Source organism: Delftia acidovorans SPH-1 (genome assembly GCF_000018665.1).
Lineage (GTDB): Bacteria > Pseudomonadota > Gammaproteobacteria > Burkholderiales > Burkholderiaceae_C > Comamonas > Comamonas acidovorans.
The window spans coordinates 4,094,111-4,112,236 of the sequence record NC_010002.1 but is presented as its reverse complement, the minus strand read 5'-3'; the positions used below and the strand labels follow the sequence as shown (position 1 = coordinate 4,112,236).

Here is an 18,126-nt window from a genome sequence, read left to right as displayed (position 1 = left end):
CCCCGCCTTCCCAGAACCTACGCGGACTGCCTATGACTTCCTCTACCACCGCCGTGCCGGAGTCGGCGCAGCCGGGTGGGCCGACCGTGCCGCCTGCCGCGCCACCCTCGGCACCGCCTGCCATGCCCGCACGGCCCGCACCGCTCAAGGGCGCCCAGCTGGCCCTGGGCACGCTGGCCCTGTCGCTGGCCACCTTCATGAACGTGCTGGACTCGTCCATTGCCAACGTCGCCATTCCGGCGATTTCGGGCGACGTGGGCGTCAGCCCCAGCCAGGGCACCTGGGTGATCACCAGCTTTGGCGTGGCCAACGCCATCTCGGTGCCGCTCACGGGCTGGCTCACGCAGCGCTTCGGCGCCGTGCGCCTGTTCACCATGAGCGTGCTGCTGTTCGTGCTGACCTCCTGGCTGTGCGGCTTTGCCTCGTCGCTGGAGATGCTGGTGCTGTTCCGCGTGCTCCAGGGGCTGGTCGCCGGCCCCATGATCCCGCTGTCGCAGACGCTGCTGCTGTCCAGCTACCCGCCGGCCAAGGCCGGGGTGGCGCTGGCGCTTTGGGGGATGACCACCCTGGTGGCGCCCGTGGTCGGGCCACTGCTGGGGGGCTGGATCACGGACAACATCTCCTGGCCCTGGATCTTCTACATCAACGTGCCCGTGGGCCTGCTGTCGGCCCTGATGACCTGGAGCATCTACCGCAGCCGCGAGACCCCCACGCGCAAGCTGCCCATCGACTCCGTGGGCCTGGCCCTGCTGGTGCTGTGGGTGGGCGCGCTGCAGCTGATGCTGGACAAGGGCAAGGAACTGGACTGGTTCGCCTCGGGCGAGATCGTCACGCTGTGCGTGCTGGCCATCGTGAGCTTCGTGGTCTTCCTGGTCTGGGAGCTGACGGATGCGCACCCGGTGGTGGATCTGCGCCTGTTCATGCGCCGCAATTTCGCGGCGGGCTCGGTGGCACTGTCGATTGCCTACGGCCTGTTCTTCGGCAACGTGGTGCTGCTGCCGCTGTGGCTGCAGCAGTGGATGGGCTATACCTCCACCACGGCCGGCATGGCGCTGGCGCCGGTGGGCATCTTCGCCATCATCCTGACGCCGCTGGTGGGCCGCAAGGTCACGCAGTGGGACCCGCGCAAGATGGCCACGGGCGCCTTCGTGGTGTTCGCCCTGGTGCTGTGGATGCGCTCGCGCTTCACGGTGGAGACGGACTTCATGCACATCCTGGTGCCCACGCTGATCCAGGGCGGGGCCATGGCGTTCTTCTTCATCCCGCTGACGACGATCACGCTGTCTGGCATCTCGCCGGACCGTATCCCGGCCGCCGCCGGCCTGAGCAACTTCGTGCGCATCACGGCGGGTGCCATGGGCACCTCCATCGCCACCACGCTGTGGGAAAACCGCGCCGCGCTGCACCACGCCCATCTGACCGAAGGGCTGATCCAGGGCCAGGGCGTGTTCGGCGTCACCCTGCAGGGGCTGCAGGCCGCAGGCCTGAGCCAGGCGCAGGCGCTGGCCCAGATCAACCGGCTCATCGACCAGCAGGCCTATACGCGGGCGGCGGACGACATCTTCCTGGCGTCGTCCGTGCTGTTCCTGGTGCTGATCGTGCTGATCTGGATGACCAGGCGCCCTGCGGGCCATGCCGGTGGTGCCGAGGCGGCCGGCGCCCATTGAGGCCCAGCTTGCGGCCATCACGACAAGGAGCTGCCTGCAGGGGCAGCTCCTTTTTTGTTTACATGACGACACGCAAGGCGCCTTGAATCGGGCCGCCAAGACCACCATCTCGACAGGGCTGCGCCACCGGTTCCATGATGGCGGCGGCCTGAACACCGACGGAGCACCGTGAAAACACCCCGCATCTTCCGCGCCCCGATTGCCGACTACGCCCAATCACCCCAATCGGCGGGCGGGCGCTTTCGCAACGTCCATCCCCGCCCCGCCAACGCGCCCCAGCCCGACGCCAAGGTGATGTGGGACTTCTTCTTCAACAAGCCCAAGGACACCGAGCCTGCGGCGCCCCTGCCCGTGCAGCGGCTCACCCCGGCCGACCTGGCCGCCGCGCCCGAGCGCAGCCTGTACCGCCTGGGCCACTCCACGCTGCTGATGAAGCTGCGCGGCGGCTGGTGGATCACCGACCCGGTGTTTGCCGAGCGCGCCTCGCCCTTTTCCTTCATCGGCCCCAAGCGCTTTCATGCGCCGCCCATCGCCCTGCATGAACTGCCCGCGCTGCGCGGCGTGGTGCTCTCGCACGACCACTACGACCATCTGGACCGTGCCACCATCCGCGCCCTGGCGCCCCGGGTCGACATCTTCCTGTGCACGCTGGGCGTGGGCGACCGGCTCATGGACTGGGGCGTGGCCCCCGAGAAGGTGCGCCAGTTCGACTGGTGGCAGGACGTGCAGGTGGACGGCCTGCGCTTCACGGCCACGCCGGCCCAGCATTTCTCGGGCCGGGGCCTGCGCGACGGCAACCGCACGCTGTGGGCGTCCTGGGTCATCGAGGACCTGGAAAGCGCCGACACGCTGCGTGTCTTCTTCAGCGGCGACGGCGGCTATTTCGATGGCTTTGCGGAAATCGGCCGGCGCTTCGGTCCCTTCGACCTCACGCTGATGGAAACCGGCGCCTACGACCCGCACTGGCCCTATGTGCACATGCACCCGGCCCAGACCGTGCAGGCCCACCGCGACCTGGGCGGACGCTGGCTGCTGCCCATTCACAACGGCACCTTCAGCCTGGCCATGCATGCCTGGTGGGACCCCTTCGAGCGCGTGCTGGCCCTGGGTGCCGAGCACGGCATTGCCGTGGCCACCCCCATGATGGGCGAGCGCGTGGACCTGGCCGCCCCCCATGCAGGCGAGCGCTGGTGGCGTGCCCTGGTATCCCCTGCCGTGCAGGACGCAGCCGCGTCAGCGCCACAGGCCCAGCCGCGATAAATCCGTTTTTGCTGCATTGCGTCATCGGCCTACGCGGGCCGGCATCCATCTGGATAAAGTGAACCCAGCTTCAGGAGTGCACATGGCAAATCGCAAAAATCCCCGGGCCGCCCTGGTCGCCCGCCAAGCCACCGACCTGGCCGTCGCAGCGCCCCAGGTCGTGGCCCATCGTCTCACCCGCATGGCCATGGCAGGCGCCAATCCCTCCGCGCGGGACCGGCGTGAATTCACACGCATGGTGTCCGAGAAACAGACGGCCTTCCAGCAATCCTGGGCGGCGATGGGCATGCAGTCCATGGTTGCCAGCCAGGCCCTGATGCAGGCCTGGATGCGCATGTGGTGGACCCCCTGGAGCACCTCCACCTGGAACGGCGGTGCCCTGGCATCGCAGGCCTCGCAATGGCAAAACGCCATGTGGGGCGTGGTGGGCAAGGGCCTGGCCCCCGTGCACCGCACGGCGGTGGCCAATGCCAAGCGCCTGGCGCGCGGCTGAGCGCGGCTGAGCGCGGCATGAGCACGGCCAAGTGCGACTGATCGCTGCTCAACGCGGCTGATCCACCCATATCAAGCCCGCTCCATTCACCGGAGCGCGGCCGCGCGGCAGGGCCGATGCGAGGGCGAGGTTCGGGTATCCTCGCGGCCTTCGTTCCGTTTTGCTGCGCTGCCGCATTTCCAGGCATGGACTCCATGCAGAGACTGAAAACACGGCCGCGGCAGGCGGATTCCCCCTTTCTGCCATGGCTTTGCCAGTCTTTCCCGGAGTTCTCTGATGACACACAAGGCCCCGCCAGCCGGCCAGGGCCTGCACGGTCAAGACGACCTGCAGCGCAATCTCACCAACCGCCATATCCAGCTCATCGCCATCGGCGGGGCCATCGGCACGGGCCTGTTCATGGGCTCGGGCAAGACCATCAGCCTGGCCGGCCCGTCCATCATCTTTGTCTACACCATCATCGGCGTGATGCTGTTCTTCGTGATGCGTGCCATGGGCGAGTTGCTGCTGTCCAACCTGCAGTACCGCTCCTTCATCGACTTCTCGTCCGACCTGCTCGGCCCCTGGGCCGGCTTCTTCACGGGCTGGACGTACTGGTTCTGCTGGATCGTCACGGGCATTGCCGACGTGATTGCCATATCGGCCTACTCCCAGTTCTGGTTCCCGGACCTGCCGCAGTGGGCACCGGCCATCGCCTGCGTGGGCCTGCTGCTGGGCCTGAACCTGCTGACGGTGAAGCTGTTCGGGGAGATCGAGTTCTGGTTCGCCATGATCAAGATCGTGGCCATCGTGGCCCTGGTGGGCACGGGGCTGTACATGGTGGGTGCCGCCTTCGTCTCGCCTGCTGGCCGCACGGCCAGCCTGTCAAATCTCTGGAATGACGGCGGCATGTTCCCCAACGGGATGATGGGTTTCTTCGCGGGCTTCCAGATCGCGGTGTTCGCCTTCGTGGGCATCGAGCTGGTGGGCACCACGGCGGCCGAGGCCAAGGACCCCGAGCGCACGCTGCCGCGCGCCATCAATTCGATTCCCGTGCGCATCATCGTGTTCTACGTGCTGGCCCTGATCGCCATCATGGCCGTCACCCCCTGGCGCGACGTGGTGCCCGGCAAGAGCCCGTTCGTGGAGTTGTTCGTGCTCGCAGGCCTGCCGGCCGCCGCAGGCGTGATCAATTTCGTGGTGCTGACCTCGGCCGCCTCGTCGGCCAACAGCGGCGTGTTCTCCACCAGCCGCATGCTCTACGGCCTGGCGCTCAAGGGCGATGCGCCCAAGACCTTCCACCGGCTGTCGCGCAGCAGCGTGCCTTCGCGCGGGCTGCTGTTTTCCTGCACCTGCCTGCTGGCCGGCGCGTTTCTGATGTGGGTGGTGCCCGATCTGGTGGAAGCCTTCACGCTGGTGACCACGGTATCGGCCATTCTGTTCATGTTCGTGTGGTCGCTGATCCTGCTGTCCTATATCGCCTACCGGCGCCAGCGCGCGGCCCTGCATGAGGCTTCGCGCTACAAGATGCCCGGCGGCGTGGCCATGTGCTGGGCCTGCCTGGTGTTCTTTGCCGCCATCCTGGGCCTGCTGACCCTGCAGGCCGACACGCGCCAGGCGCTGGTGGTGACGCCGGCCTGGTTTGCCCTGCTGGCCATCGCCTACCAGTTCGTGCGCCGCCAGGCATCGCGCCAGTCGGCGGAGCGCTCCACCGCCCTTGCGGGCACGGCAGCCGAACCGCGCTGACCCTCTTCCGGCCGCCCCCCCTGCGCATGGGGGCGGCCATTGCAGGGTGCCTTTGGCGCCCGCGCTCCCTCTGCGTCCCCTTCTGCGCTCCCCCTTCTGCGCTCCCCTTCTGCGCTCCCCTTCTGCGCCTCCGCGGCCCCTCTTGCCGCGCACCAAACTTGTGCACAGCATCTTTGGCCTGTCCAGCAGTTAGATAACGAGTGAACAAAAATACAACTGTCTTTACGCCAACAAAAAGATGTGGATACAAATCGTTATCATTCGCACCTTGATTTTTAACCAAACCGGAACTTTACAAAGATGGTCAGAATCTCGGTGCTCCGCCCGCTTCCTCTTTGCGCCGCCCTGGCATGCACAGCCATGGCCCATGCCCAGTCAGCCGACAACAAGGCCGACACGTCCCTGTCCACGGTGGTGGTGACCGCCTCGGGCACAGCCGTGGACATCAAGGAAGCGCCGGCCAGCATCAGCGTGATTACCCGCGAGGACATCGAGCGCAAGCCCGTCACCAGCATCGGCGAGCTGCTGTCCACCATTCCCGGCGTGACCGGCGGCCTGTCCGGCACGGGCGCCCAGTCCAAGATCAAGCTGCGCGGCCTGCCCGAGAAGTACACGCTGATCCTGGTGGACGGCAAGCGCCAGGGCAACTCGGCCGGCATCAACTACCGCGACGACCTGGGCTCGCAGGATCTGGACTGGATCTCGCCCGAGATGATCGAGCGCATCGAGGTCGTGCGCGGCCCCATGTCCTCGCTGTACGGCTCCGACGCCATGGGCGGCGTGATCAACATCATCACGCGCAAGATCGGCAAGCGCTGGAGCGGCTCGACCACGCTGAACTACAGCAAGCCCTCCGACGGCGACCGCGGCGACACGCGCCAGCTGGGCTTCAACATCAGCGGCCCGCTGTCCGACAAGTTCGGCCTGCGCCTGGGCGGCAACTACACGGACCGCGCAGCCGACGAGAGCACGGGCGGCTTCCCGGGCACCTACCAGTCCACGGCCGGCTCGCGCAAGCAAAACCTCAACGCCCTGCTGAACTGGCAGCTCACGCCCGACCAGGTGATCGGCATCGAGGCCGCGCAAGGCATCCAGCGCGCCACGGGCTCCGACGCGCGCACGGCGTCGGGCGACCAGGTGGTCTATCCCTGGGGCCTGAGCAAGCTGGAGCAGACCAAGTTCGGCATCAGCCATGACGGGCGCTGGGGCGACCTGACCTCCAAGCTCAACCTCGTGCACAACAAGTATGAGGACAAGGGCGACACCATCGGCAACAACTCCAAGGAAACCACGCTGGACGGCCGCATCGACAAGCCGTTGAAGCTGTGGGGCCTGGACCAGGCCATGACGCTGGGCATGCAGTGGCGCCGCGAGTCGCTGGACAACCGCGACACCATCGGCCTGGCTCCCATCGACTACGCGGGGCGCCCGGTCTCGGGCTCGGGCCTGAGCGCCACCACCTGGGCGCTGTTCGGCGAGGACCAGATCTTCCTGCGCGACAACCTGGCGCTGACGCTGGGCCTGCGCATGGACCATCACCAGAAATACGGCAACAACTGGAGCCCGCGCGCCTATCTGGTGTACCACCCGGCCTCGGAGTGGACGGTGCGCGGCGGCGTCTCGCGCGGCTTCCGTGCGCCCAACCTGAAGGAAAACTCGGCCAGCGCCGCCACGCAATCCGGGGGCAACGGCTGCCGCAGCCTGGCCGGCATGGGCTGGACCAGCACCAGCGTGAATGCCGACGGCACGCGCGGCTGCTACATGGCCGGCAACCCCGACCTGCAGCCCGAGACCAGCACCAACTTCGAGCTGGGCACCAGCTGGGACCGCAATGGCTGGGCGCTGGGCGCCACCTACTTCCACACCAACTTCAAGAACAAGATCGACTACCAGCCGCTGGGCTTCTACAACGGCTTCTGGTGGACCCGCATGGCCAACGCCCAGCGTGCCCGCACGCGCGGCCTGGAAGGCTTCGTGAACGTTCCCCTGGCAAAGGGCCTGACCTGGAACACCAACATCACCAAGATGTTCGAGTCCAAGAATCTGAGCACGGGCGCCTCGCTGCTGGCCGTGCCCGAGCTGTCCATCTACTCGTCGCTGCAGTGGCAGATCCGCCAGGGCTGGTCCGCCATGTTCAGCGCCCGCCACGTGGGCAAGGAAGTCGTGACCACGGGCACGGCCACCACCTTCGCCAAGGCCTATACGACGTTCGACGTGTCCATGAACTACAACGTGACCGACACCCTGACCCTGCGCGCCGGCATCATCAACCTGGCCGACAAGGAAACCCGCACCATCGGCGCCAACTATGACAACGGCGGCCGTACCTACTTCGTGGGGATGACGGCGCGGTTCTGATGGCGCGGTTCTGATGGCGCGTTATCGGCCCTTGCGCTGACCCAGACAAAGCGCCCGTTGTGACGGGCGCTTTTTTCATGGAGAGGAGCAAAGCCTCACTCCCAGACACCGCCCTGCGCAGGGGGCTTGCGCGTCAGCAATTCCTCGTCTGTCAAGGGCCGGCCTGTCCAGACATTCACCTTCGAGGCGCCGGCCGCGTTGGCCAGCTCGCGCAAGGCCCTCAGTTCCACCTGGGTGAATCCGCCCTCGGGGTCGCCGAGCGGATGGATGACGATGTGCGGGGAGGCCGCAAGCCAGGCACGCCGATGCATGCGCCTGAGCTGGTACTTCAGAAGCTGCTCGGCCAGGATGAAGTCCGATATCAGCGAACGCGGGTGGGCGAAGGGATTGACGACTTCGGCAGGCTCCGATGCAGCCGCGAGCCTGGCCTGCGGGCCGGCCGCGAGAATCCGGCGCCGGGGCGGCGGACTCAGGGCCAGCTCGGGAACCTCCGACAGGGTCTGCCCGGTCTTCGGATCCTTCAGCGTCAGGCGCTCGGGAGAAATCTGTACGTAGATGAGTGATATGAAGGCAGAGAGCATGGATATCCATCAATCGATTTTCTGAACCACGGTCTGGCCCGGCAGCAAGGCCCGGCCATCACCACCGCGCGGCAGCATCGGCGCGACAGGCTGGCCGGTCTGGCGGTCCAGCAGCAGCGAATGCGCCTCGCCCGGCGCGAACAGATGGCCTTCGCCCCATTGCCGCAACGCCACGATCACCGGGAACAGCTCCAGTCCCTGGGCCGTGAGCACGTATTCCAGGTAGGCCGAGCCTTCTGCGGCGGGGCGGGTTTCGAGGATGCCGGCCTCCACCAGCCGGCGCAGCCGGTCGGCCAGGATATTGCGGGCCGCGCCCAGGCTGCGCTGGAAATCGCCAAATCGGCTGATGCCGTCAAAGGCATCGCGCACGATGAGCAGCGACCAGCGGTCGCCGATCACATCCAGGGAGCGGGCCACCGGACAGGGCTGCGGTGTGTCAGGACGGATGTCTTCTTTCATGGCGCTATTTTGGTTGCATTTCAAAACTGGTTCAACTAGCATCAAACCAGTTTTGTTTTGCAACTGGATTCAACCCATGAACGCCTTCCCAGCCTCGGACACGGTCCGCATGCCGCGCAGCCTGGTGCTGCTGTTCGCCGCTGCCAGCGGCCTGAGCGTGGCCAATGTCTATTACGCCCAGCCGCTGCTGGAGGCGCTGGCGGCCGACTTCGGCATCAGCCATGCAGCCGTGGGCGGGGTGGTCACGGCCACGCAGGCCGGGTGCGCGCTGGCGCTGGTGCTGCTGGTGCCGCTGGGCGACCGGCTGGAGCGGCGGCACCTCATGCTTTTGCAGTTGCTGGGCCTGGTGCTGGCCCTGGCGGCCGTCAGCACCGCGCGTTCGGCCGTTCTGCTGCTGGCGAGCATGCTGGCCGTGGGCCTGCTGGGCACGGCCATGACGCAGGGGCTGATCGCCTATGCGGCCAGCGCCAGCCAGGCGCATGAGCGCGGGCGCGTGGTGGGCGCAGCCCAGGGCGGGGTTTTCATCGGCCTGCTTTTGGCGCGCGTGTTTGCCGGCGCCGTGGGTGACCTGGCTGGCTGGCGTGGCGTCTATGCCTGCTCGGCCCTGTTGATGCTGGCCCTGGCCTGGCCCCTGTGGCGGCAACTGCCCCGGCTGGCGGTGCCCTTGCATGCACCCAGCTACACGCAGCTGCTCGCCTCCATGCTCCAGCTGCTGCGCCAGGATCGCATGCTGCGCACACGCGGCATGCTGGCCCTGCTGATGTTTGCCACCTTCAATATCTTCTGGAGCGCCCTGGTCCTGCCACTGAGCGCACCGCCCTACAGCCTGTCGCTCACCGCCATCGGCGCCTTTGGCCTGGCCGGCGTGGTGGGCGCACTGGCAGCAGCCCGTGCCGGCCACTGGGCCGACCAGGGTTTCGCGCAGCGCACCAGCCTGGGCGCGCTGGTGATCCTGCTGCTGGCCTGGGCGCCGATTGCGCTGCTGGAGCAGTCGCTGTGGGCGCTGGTTGCCGGCATCGTGCTGCTGGACCTGGGCGGCCAGGCCCTGCATGTGACCAACCAGAGCCTGATCTTTCGCAGCAATCCGCAGGCCCACAGCCGGCTGGTGGGCATGTACATGCTGTTCTATGCCGTGGGCAGCGGGCTGGGCGCGCTGATATCCACCAATGCCTACGCGCGGTTTGGCTGGCACGGCGTCTGCGTTGCGGGCGCGGCGTTCAGCCTGGCAGCCCTGGTGTTCTGGGCCATGACGCGGGAAACGGCTGTCCAGGCCAGCGTTCCCGCCTAGACCCGGCTCACCAGCTCCGAAGGCACCCGCCCCAATGCCTTGCGGAACATGGTGGAAAACGCGCTGGGGCTGTCATAGCCCAAATCCAGCGCCACCTGCGTGACCAAGGCGCCCGCAGACAGCCGCGACACCGCCGCCAGCAGGCAGGCCTGCTGGCGCCAGGCGCCAAAGGCCATGCCTGTGTGCTGCTGGAAAAACCGGCTGAAGGTACGCAGGCTCTTGTTCAGCGCCTGCGCCCAATCCTGGGGCGTGGCGCGGATGCTGGGCTGGGCCAGGAACTGCTTGCACAGGGCGGCCAGCTTTTCGTCGCGGGGAATGGGCGCGAACAGCGGCAGGCTGCGGGCCGAGGCCAGCTCATGCAGCACCAGCGTGACCAGGGCGCCGTCGCGGCCTGCTTCGTCGTACAGCGCCGGCAGGTCGGCGCAGGACAGCAGCAGCTGGTGCAGCAGCGGGGTGACGACCAGGGCCTCGCAGTGCACACCCGGGCGGGGCGCAGCAGCCGGTTCGATGTACAGGCTGCGCGTGCTCACGCCCTGCATGCGCACGCTGTGCGGCTTGCTGGCCGGAATCCACACGCCGCTGTAGGGCGGAATGGTCCAGGCGCCGTCGTCGGTTTCCACTTCCATCAGCCCGCTCATCCCGTAGAGAAACTGGGCACGCCGGTGGCTGTGCGTGGGCAGCAGCGTGCCAGGCGTGTAGTCGGTGCCGATGGCCAGCACATCGCGCGCCACGGCGTCCACGGAATGCAGCGGGATGTTGAGCATGAGAGGGTTCGGAAAACAGCCAACAGGCTTTGGCAGGAATTCGAGGATTATTGACCTATCCGCGAAAGCAGGCCAAACCGCGGCATCCTAAGGTTCAGTCCTTGCTCGTTTTTTCCAAAGGACTGTCTGTGTTCCCTCTCCTGCTGCTGGCTTTCGGTGTGCTTGCCGGCGTGACCACCGTGCTCTTCGGCTTTGGCGGCGGCTTCGTGGCCGTTCCGCTGCTTTATGCGCTGCTGACCTCCATCCACGGCGCGGACTCCGCCGTTGGCCAGGCTGCCATGCACATTGCCGTGGCCACCTCCACCTGCGTGATGATTTTCGGCGCCTCCATGGCCACGCTGCGCCAGCACCGCGCGGGCGCCCTGCCCTGGGATCAGGTACGGCCACTGGCTGGCTTCATCGCGGCCGGCGCCGTGGCGGGCGCGGCGGCCGCCACCTGGATCAGCGGGGAATGGGTGCGCTGGGCCTTCATCGCCTACCTGGCCCTGACCATCGCCGACGCGCTGCTGCGCCCGGGCTTCGTGCACGGCACCGCCGCCGGCATGCAACCCATGGGCCGGCGGGCGGCGGCCACGGCGGGCCTGGCCATTGGTGCGATCGCGGCCTTCCTGGGCGTGGGCGGCAGCGTGATGACCGTGCCGCTCATGCGCCGGCGCGGCGCCAGCATGGCGGCTGCCACGGCCATGGCCAGCCCGCTGTCTCTGCCCATGGCCGTGGCGGGCACCGCTGCCTACATGCTGGCATCGCAGGGCGCGGGGCTGGGCCCCTGGCATGTGGGCTATGTGGACCTGCAGGCCTTTGCGCTGCTGACGGCCGGATCGTGGACCGGCATCAGGCTGGCGGCCCCGCTGATCGGCCGCATTCCCGATGCCCTGCATGCCAAGGCCTACCTGGCCCTGCTGGGCCTGGTGCTGCTGGTCATGATCGTGGCCTGAGCGCTGCGCTCAACCCTCCTGGAAGATCGCCTCGATCCGGGTCTCGAACACCCGGGCAATGGCGAATGCCAGCGGCAGGCTGGGGTCGTAGCGACCCGTCTCGATCGCATTGACGGTCTGGCGTGACACGCCCAGCAGGTCCGCCAGCGCGGCTTGGCTCCAGCCGCGCTGGGCGCGCAGTTCACGGATGGTGTTTTTCATCGCCGGGCCGCCCCAAGATGAAAAGGCACCCCCTCGGGGGGCAGCGGACCTTGCACAGCAAGGGGAGCGCGGGGGTCATTTTTCATGGGAGGGGCACTTTGGCGGAACAGCTCATCGGCTGCGCAGCCAGTGGGCCACCGAGGCAGCCACCCAGAGCGCCCCCATCAAGGGCCACACCATGAACATGCTGAGCTTGGGAAAACCTGCCATTTCCAGGAATCCGTAGGTGAAGGTGATGCCAGCCGTGCCCGCCGCTGCAATCGCCAGTTGCTCCAGCATGGACTTGCGCAGGAACTCGTCGGTATCGCGCACCAGGCGCACGATGGCCCGCACGGCCAGCGCAAACGCCAGCATGGGGCTGAGCAGCAGCGCCGTGCGCAGGGCCCCGGCCTGCATGTCGGCGCTGAGCAAAAGCGCCCCCACAAGCAGCGCCATGTAGAGCAGCAGCGCAAATCCCAGCTCCTTCTGGTAGCGGCGGTTGGTGACCGTTGTTTGATTCATGGAAGTCTCTCGCAATGTGTAAAGGATGCTTTACATTGTGCGATGCCACCCGCGGAAATGTCAAGCAAGCTTTACATCGGCAATGAGCGCCCCGCCGTACAATCGCCGCCGTTGGTGCCAGCAGCCCCAGGGGCTGCGGTTAAACGGGAAACATGGGGCGGCCAGATAAAGCCGCCCGCATGTACTGCCCCCGCAACAGTGAGTGAAACGCCGCGTGCATGGCACCGGCCCCCGCCAAACCCGTGCCACTGGGCGTACAGCCCGGGAAGGCCTTGGCGAGTGCGTCACCAGTCTGGATACCGGCCAACAGGCGGCCGGCCGCGCATGCAGCGCAGCCGGTCTTTGTGGTTTCCGTGCCGGCGGGGTCGCTGGCGCGCAACTGGCTCGCATCCATGCACACCCTCGCCCTCGCGCGCGCCCCTGGCGCCGCTCTTCGCTCGCCCTCGGCGTTCCCCGTACTGCGCACGTTGTCCGCCCTGGCTGCGGCCTCGCTGCTGGCCTGCCAGGCCCAAGCACAGGTACAACAGGCACAACAGGCGCAGCGCGCACAGACCTCCCAGCTCGATACCGTGGTCGTCACCGCCTCGCGCAGCGAGCAGCCCCTGCGCACCGTCACGGCCGACATGACCGTGATCGACGCCGAGACCATTGCCCGCAGCGGCGCCACGGGTGTGGCGGACCTGCTGGTGCAGGTGCCGGGCGTGCAGATCAACCGCAATGGCGGGCCGGGCCAGGTCACCTCGGTCTACCTGCGCGGCACCAGCAACCAGCACACTGCCGTGTTCATCGACGGCGTGCGCTACAGCTCGCAGGAGCTGCAGGGCGGCGCGGTCTGGTCCACCCTGCCGCTGGCGCAGATCGAGCGCATCGAAGTGCTGCGCGGCCCGGCCGCCGCCATCTATGGCTCAGACGCCATGGGCGGCGTGATCCAGATCTTCACCAAGCGGGCGGACGGCCAGACCCGCGCCTATGCCGAGGCTGGCATAGGCAACCAGGGCACCAGCAAGCTGGCCACGGGATTTCAGGGCGGAGCCGACGGCTTCACCTACGGGCTGAACCTGGCTGACGAGCGCAGCGACGGCTTCGACGTCTACCCCGGCAACACCTTCTCGCCCAACCCGGACAAGGATGGTTACAGCAACACCTCGCTGGGCCTGAACGCGGGCTACAAAACGGGCATCCACCAGATCGATGCCAGCCTGCTGTACAGCCGCCTGCGCACCCACTACGACCAGAGCCCGCCGCCGTTCGACGACTACGACGTGGTCAAGAACACCACCGGCAGCCTGCGCTGGCAGGCCGGCTGGAACGCCATGTACAAAAGCGTGGTCCAGATCTCCCATACCGACAGCCAAAGCGACCGCCACACCCAGTCGCCCGAAAGCGCCAAGGGCCGCTCCACCAACTACCTGCTGCAGAACCTGTTCACGCTGGGCCAGCACCGTTTCAACATCGGCCTGGAGCGCCGCGAGGACAAGCTGGACACGCAATACGCCTGGACGCAGAACACCGACAGCCGGCGCGTGCAGAACTCCCTGTCGGCCGGCTGGCGCCTGACCGAGGGCCGCCACCAGTTCGACGCCAACCTGCGCCACGACCAGGTGCGCGACCAGCAGAACAAGACCACGGGCGGCCTGGGCTACGGCCTGCAGATCGACGAGCGCTGGCGCTGGGTGGCATCGGCCGGCACGGCCTTCCGCACGCCCACGCTGTACGAACGCTTCACGGGCCAGGCGGCGGCCGACCTCAAGCCCGAAAGCAGCACCAACGTGGAAACGGGCCTGCACTATGCGGCCGGTGCCAACCGCCTCTCGGCCGTGGTCTACCGCAACAAGTTCAAGAACCTGATCACCTACGACTGGAACAGCGCCGTTCCCTGCAACTGCTACCGCAACTGGCAGAGCGTGGAGATCACCGGCCTGACGCTGGCGGGCAGCACGCGCCTGGGCAGCGCCAATCTGGGCGCCTCGCTGGACTTCATGAACCCCGAGAACCTGGAGACCGGCAAGCTGCTGCCCTACCGCTCCAAGCGCATGCTCAAGCTCAACGCCGACACCCAGGCGGCCGGCTGGACGCTGGGCGGCGAAGCGCAGCTGTACAGCGGCCGCTACGCAGACGAGGCGAACACCTTCAAGCTGGGGGGATACGGCGTGGTCAACCTCTACGCCCAGCGCCAGCTGACCAGGCAATGGACGCTGCTGGCCCGTGTCAACAACATCGCCGACCGCGACTACGCCCCCACGCGCGGCTATGCCAACGCAGGCCGCACCGTGTTCGTCAGCGTGCGCTGGACACCTCTGCCCTGACCGCCATGCACCTGCTTGTGCGCCTGCCCCGCCTTCTGCTGCTGATCGCCGTGCTGGCCTGCGCGGGCGGCACAGGCAACGCCTTTGCGCAAAAGGCGGCGGATGCGGGAACGGGCGGGGCAACCACCGCCTACACCGTCACCGACATGCGCGGCCGTCAGGTGCGCCTGGAGCGCGTGCCGCAGCGCATCGTCTCGCTGCTGCCCTCGCTGACCGAATCGCTGTGCGCGCTGGACGCCTGCGAGCGCATCGTGGGCGTGGACGAGTTCTCCAACCACCCGGCGCGCGTGGCCGCCCTGCCCAAGCTGGGCCACACCTTTGCCCCGCTGGTCGAGGCCACCGTGCGGCTCAGGCCCGACGTGGTGCTGATGGCGTACTCCGCACCCGTCATCGCACAGCTGGAGCGCTTCGGCATTCCCGTGCTGGCACTGGACGCCAACGACATGGCGCAGCTGGAGCAGGTACTGCACAAGCTCGACCAGCTGCTGCAGGTGCAGCGCGCCAACGCCCTGCTGGCGCGCATGCAGGCCGAGGTGGACCAGCAGGCCAAGGCGCTGGCGGCGCTCACGCCCGCCGGGCAGAAGGTGTATTTCGAAGTGGACGCCACGCCTTACGCGGCAGGGCCGGACTCCTTCATAGGCCAGCTGCTGCAGCGCCTGGGCGCGCGCAATGTGCTGCCGCAGAACCTGGGGCCCTTCCCCCGCATCACGCCCGAATACGTGCTGCGCCAGCAGCCAGAACTCATCATCCACACGCCGCAGACGCCATCGGCCAGCTTTGCCACCCGCCCCGGCTGGAGCCGCATGCCCGCCGTGCGCTCGGGCCGCATCTGTGCATTGGACCTGGTCGAAACGGACGTGGTCTCCCGCCCCGGCCCGCGCCTGGGCGAGGCAGCGCGGGCGCTGGGCCGCTGCCTGCAGATGCCGGGCGCAGCGCCGCGTTGACTTCCCTTGCCTGATTGACCCGCTTGGTCTGCTTGGCCGATGGCCCTGCCTACTCCAGCACCACTGCCGTGCCGCTGGCAGACACCATCAACATGCCATTGCCCTGGCCCAGCACTTCGTAATCCAGGTCCACCCCCACCACGGCATTCGCGCCCAGTTCCTGGGCGCGTTCCTCCAGCTCCTTGAGCGCAATCTCGCGCGCCCGCTGCAACTCGCGCTCATAGGTGGCCGACCGCCCGCCCACGATGTCGCGCAGCCCGGCAAACAAATCCTTGAACACATTGGCGCCCAAAATCGCCTCGCCCGCGACCACGCCGCAGTAGCGGGTGATGCGGCGGCCTTCGATCTGGGGGGTGGTGGTGATGATCATGAGAAATCCTCGGTGAGTGACGGAGATAAGCCTTGAGCGCAAAGCCGGCCGGCGATCGGTTCAAGGAAGAACTGAACCAGGGCAGTCTGCCATAGGCCTGGAGTATCATCTCGCGCAAAGTGCTGAACACACTTCTTGCTAGCCGGTAAGCCGCTCCCGAAAGCAGTGTTGGAAAAATGCTTGGAGGCCTTATGGCTATTTTCTTTGCGGGCGTTTCAAAGCCCTTCCCCATCTCAATTTCCACTGCGCCACAGCTCTCTGATCTGTACATCGCTTCTTACCCTTTCTCCGCGCCCGGCTCCAAGCCATTTCGCTAAGGAGTCGCCATGTTGTACTTTCAGATTTCAGAAGACGAGTTCAACAAGCTGAATCGTGTGCATGATCAATTGGGACTGATCTCCAGCTTATTGATTGGTGCCTATCCTGGAAATGCCCTGGAAGTTGTTGAAACCGATCAGCTGCTCGCGTTCATCAATGCGCAGATTGAGACTATGGAATTGCTTACGGGAGCGGTTAGACAGCGAGGGGTGATGAAGGAATTGCTTGCTCGCTGAGCAGTTTTCCAGCCCCCCCTGCAGCGATACTTCCCAACCATTTCTATCCATAGATGCCTCGCCGACTAACCAGCTCGGCAAGGCATCGCCGCCCTAGGCGGGCTCTGAAATTTTGTAGCCGTTAGTTTTACAGATTACAGGTTAGATGATGCAAATGAAAGCTAAGCGGATCTGATTTTTTCTCTTGCCTCGCATATCGACCGGAATGGTGTCTTGCACCTGCTTGTCTTCAGGTGCTTGCCGAAGTTGTAGCTTTGAAGGAGTGCCTGGATTGACTGCTCCCTGCCAGCCGTAGCGGTAGTACAGGCCCTGCATTCTTGTAAGCAATGGGTGCAGGCCTTGCGGATCCACATCGTTGAGCGGGTTGTTTGCCACATACCCAAACCGATTCCACCCATCCTCCAACCCGATCGGGTCCGCCTGCATATACCGCCCCGTCGCCGCATCGTAGTACCTGTGCAGGTTGTACGACAGCCCCGTCTCTTCATCAAACACCTGACCCGGATACCTCAGGTCGAACTTCACCGCCTGCGCATAGCTGGGGCCGCTGACGGTTCGGCCGTAGCCACGGGCGCCCGTGGTGGGCCGCACTTCGTCAAATCCCGAGATCAGCCGGCTACCCTGCTGCAGGGGCATGTTCAGATGCTGCGTGTGACTAATCCACTCGAGCCGCAGGTACCAAGGTAATACCTGCACATCCTGCATCTAATCTATACATCAAGTCCGCTATTTTCACGCCACTTTTACGATAACGCATCGAATAAACCATCCTTTTTGGCATTGCATTTACCTCTTCGATAATGATCATTTCTTCACTATCCCAAGCAATAGATTTTGCGGCTTTTGAGAAATCTGAATTACTTGAAGCACATTGCTTCGGATTGGAAATAAATTCTTCGATTTTATCCAAAATATCTCCGGGAGAGGGGTACGTAGAGATAAATATCGCACCAGAGAAAATCAACCCCACAAAAACCAACAAAATCATATAGAATTTTTTATTCAGTAATTTCATTATCTTAAAAAATTCCATATTTTTGCCTTACAAGAATTAACAACGCACTTCTGCACACACTGCTGCGCAGTGCTCATGCAATTTTCATTAAATAGATTATATTTACTCGGCTTATTCCCACCAGACCTACAATCCAGAACACATTGGTCAATATATATTTCATCACAGCCAGCAACTTTGCCACAGTAACTTTTATCCACAATATCGCTGTCATCAACATACGCACCATTGCTATTCATTATTGCTGCCCATGGTCCTTTTAGTTTTGCCCCGCTATACCCCGATGGATACCAGCCAGCGCAATTAGCATTAACACAAGTAAATACATGAGGCCAGTCGTTATTAAATCCAGGATAAGTACATATTTGAGCTTCAAGCCCCTTAGGGCCAATGAAATTCAATGGATTTCCACCCACATACCCAAACCAATTCCACCCACCCTCCAGCCCAATCGGGTCCGCCTGGATATACCGCCCCGTCGCCGCATCGTAGTACCTGTGCAGGCTGTACGACAGCCCCGTTTCTTCATCAAACACCTGCCCCGGATACCGCAGGTCGAACTTCACGGCTTCCGCATACCTGGGACCGCTGACCGTCTGGCCGTAACCCCGGTCGCCCGTGGTGGGACGCACCTCCCCAAACCCCGAGATCAGCCATTGCCAGGCCATCTGCCCCTGCTAGCCGCCTGGGAGTGTCAGATGGTCG

Annotated in this window: 19 protein-coding genes and 1 riboswitch; of the genes, 10 read left to right on the top strand and 9 right to left on the bottom strand. The window is 65.3% G+C overall.

From position 1 onward, the window contains the following. The first annotated feature begins 32 nt into the window (after positions 1–32). From DACI_RS18805 to DACI_RS18780, 5 genes are all read left to right on the top strand, one after another. Complete coding sequence (locus DACI_RS18805) at positions 33–1,667, top strand: DHA2 family efflux MFS transporter permease subunit (protein ID WP_012205568.1); 1,635 nt, start codon at positions 33–35, stop codon at positions 1,665–1,667. A gap of 168 nt (positions 1,668–1,835) precedes the next feature. Beyond that, positions 1,836–2,927: an MBL fold metallo-hydrolase gene (locus DACI_RS18795; protein ID WP_012205567.1), complete on the top strand. Its 1,092-nt coding sequence runs from the start codon at positions 1,836–1,838 to the stop codon at positions 2,925–2,927. Between the two features lie 82 nt (positions 2,928–3,009). After that, complete coding sequence (locus tag DACI_RS18790) at positions 3,010–3,420, top strand: polyhydroxyalkanoate granule-associated phasin (protein ID WP_012205566.1); 411 nt, start codon at positions 3,010–3,012, stop codon at positions 3,418–3,420. A 276-nt stretch (positions 3,421–3,696) separates the two neighbouring features. Next, on the top strand, positions 3,697–5,145 hold the full coding sequence (cycA, locus tag DACI_RS18785; protein WP_012205565.1) for a D-serine/D-alanine/glycine transporter: 1,449 nt from the start codon (positions 3,697–3,699) through the stop codon (positions 5,143–5,145). A 360-nt stretch (positions 5,146–5,505) separates the two neighbouring features. Continuing rightward, positions 5,506–7,503 (top strand): TonB-dependent receptor domain-containing protein, encoded by a 1,998-nt coding sequence (locus DACI_RS18780; protein WP_012205564.1) that lies wholly within the window; start codon positions 5,506–5,508, stop codon positions 7,501–7,503. Positions 7,504–7,598: 95 nt separating this feature from the next. On the opposite strand, the gene DACI_RS18775 is transcribed toward DACI_RS18780, so the two are convergent. Together DACI_RS18775 and DACI_RS18770 are read right to left on the bottom strand one after the other, a co-directional pair. Further along, positions 7,599–8,084: a rod shape-determining protein gene (locus DACI_RS18775; protein ID WP_012205563.1), complete on the bottom strand. Its 486-nt coding sequence runs from the start codon at positions 8,082–8,084 to the stop codon at positions 7,599–7,601. Between the two features lie 9 nt (positions 8,085–8,093). After that, positions 8,094–8,543 (bottom strand): winged helix-turn-helix transcriptional regulator, encoded by a 450-nt coding sequence (locus tag DACI_RS18770; protein WP_043781949.1) that lies wholly within the window; start codon positions 8,541–8,543, stop codon positions 8,094–8,096. 76 nt (positions 8,544–8,619) lie between these two features. Here DACI_RS18770 and DACI_RS18765 point away from each other — a divergent pair, with 76 nt between their 5' ends. Then, the gene (locus DACI_RS18765) at positions 8,620–9,831 is read left to right on the top strand and encodes an MFS transporter (RefSeq protein ID WP_012205561.1); all 1,212 of its coding nucleotides are present in this window, start codon (positions 8,620–8,622) and stop codon (positions 9,829–9,831) included. Here the strand turns inward: DACI_RS18765 and DACI_RS18760 are convergent. Beyond that, complete coding sequence (locus DACI_RS18760; RefSeq protein WP_012205560.1) at positions 9,828–10,595, bottom strand: AraC family transcriptional regulator; 768 nt, start codon at positions 10,593–10,595, stop codon at positions 9,828–9,830. The two genes, DACI_RS18765 and DACI_RS18760, sit on opposite strands and share 4 nt — an antisense overlap. Positions 10,596–10,723: 128 nt before the next feature. Between DACI_RS18760 and DACI_RS18755 the strand changes: the two genes are divergently transcribed. After that, positions 10,724–11,530, top strand: a complete 807-nt coding sequence (locus DACI_RS18755; protein WP_043781948.1) for a sulfite exporter TauE/SafE family protein — start codon at positions 10,724–10,726, stop codon at positions 11,528–11,530. A gap of 9 nt (positions 11,531–11,539) precedes the next feature. Here the strand turns inward: DACI_RS18755 and DACI_RS18750 are convergent, their stop codons facing one another. After that, positions 11,540–11,731 (bottom strand): helix-turn-helix transcriptional regulator, encoded by a 192-nt coding sequence (locus DACI_RS18750; protein WP_012205558.1) that lies wholly within the window; start codon positions 11,729–11,731, stop codon positions 11,540–11,542. 111 nt (positions 11,732–11,842) lie between these two features. Beyond that, complete coding sequence (locus DACI_RS18745; RefSeq protein WP_012205557.1) at positions 11,843–12,232, bottom strand: hypothetical protein; 390 nt, start codon at positions 12,230–12,232, stop codon at positions 11,843–11,845. 96 nt (positions 12,233–12,328) lie between these two features. Next, positions 12,329–12,554, top strand: a riboswitch (cobalamin riboswitch). Positions 12,555–12,624: 70 nt separating this feature from the next. On the opposite strand from DACI_RS18745, the gene DACI_RS18735 reads away from it, so the two are divergent. Then, positions 12,625–14,538, top strand: a complete 1,914-nt coding sequence (locus DACI_RS18735; RefSeq protein WP_012205556.1) for a TonB-dependent receptor domain-containing protein — start codon at positions 12,625–12,627, stop codon at positions 14,536–14,538. Between the two features lie 5 nt (positions 14,539–14,543). Then, complete coding sequence (locus DACI_RS18730; RefSeq protein WP_012205555.1) at positions 14,544–15,482, top strand: ABC transporter substrate-binding protein; 939 nt, start codon at positions 14,544–14,546, stop codon at positions 15,480–15,482. 49 nt (positions 15,483–15,531) lie between these two features. Here the strand turns inward: DACI_RS18730 and DACI_RS18725 are convergent, their stop codons facing one another. Then, positions 15,532–15,852 (bottom strand): heavy metal-binding domain-containing protein, encoded by a 321-nt coding sequence (locus DACI_RS18725; protein ID WP_012205554.1) that lies wholly within the window; start codon positions 15,850–15,852, stop codon positions 15,532–15,534. Between the two features lie 326 nt (positions 15,853–16,178). Here DACI_RS18725 and DACI_RS18720 point away from each other — a divergent pair, with 326 nt between their 5' ends. After that, positions 16,179–16,406, top strand: a complete 228-nt coding sequence (locus DACI_RS18720) for a hypothetical protein (RefSeq protein WP_017406633.1) — start codon at positions 16,179–16,181, stop codon at positions 16,404–16,406. A 141-nt stretch (positions 16,407–16,547) separates the two neighbouring features. Here the strand turns inward: DACI_RS18720 and DACI_RS32580 are convergent, their stop codons facing one another. Genes DACI_RS32580 through DACI_RS31490 form a run of 3 tightly spaced genes read right to left on the bottom strand, consistent with a single transcriptional unit; the run spans position 16,548 to position 18,089 of the window. Further along, positions 16,548–17,042, bottom strand: coding sequence for an RHS repeat-associated core domain-containing protein (locus tag DACI_RS32580; RefSeq protein ID WP_085930571.1), 495 nt, complete (start codon positions 17,040–17,042; stop codon positions 16,548–16,550). Positions 17,043–17,061: 19 nt separating this feature from the next. Continuing rightward, positions 17,062–17,439 carry a hypothetical protein gene (locus DACI_RS32125; RefSeq protein ID WP_157059680.1) on the bottom strand — a complete coding sequence of 126 codons (378 nt, stop codon included), beginning with the start codon at positions 17,437–17,439 and terminating at the stop codon, positions 17,062–17,064. Further along, positions 17,421–18,089, bottom strand: a complete 669-nt coding sequence (locus DACI_RS31490) for an RHS repeat-associated core domain-containing protein (protein WP_012205552.1) — start codon at positions 18,087–18,089, stop codon at positions 17,421–17,423. The genes DACI_RS32125 and DACI_RS31490 overlap by 19 nt, the downstream gene beginning before the upstream one ends. Positions 18,090–18,126 lie beyond the last annotated feature (37 nt).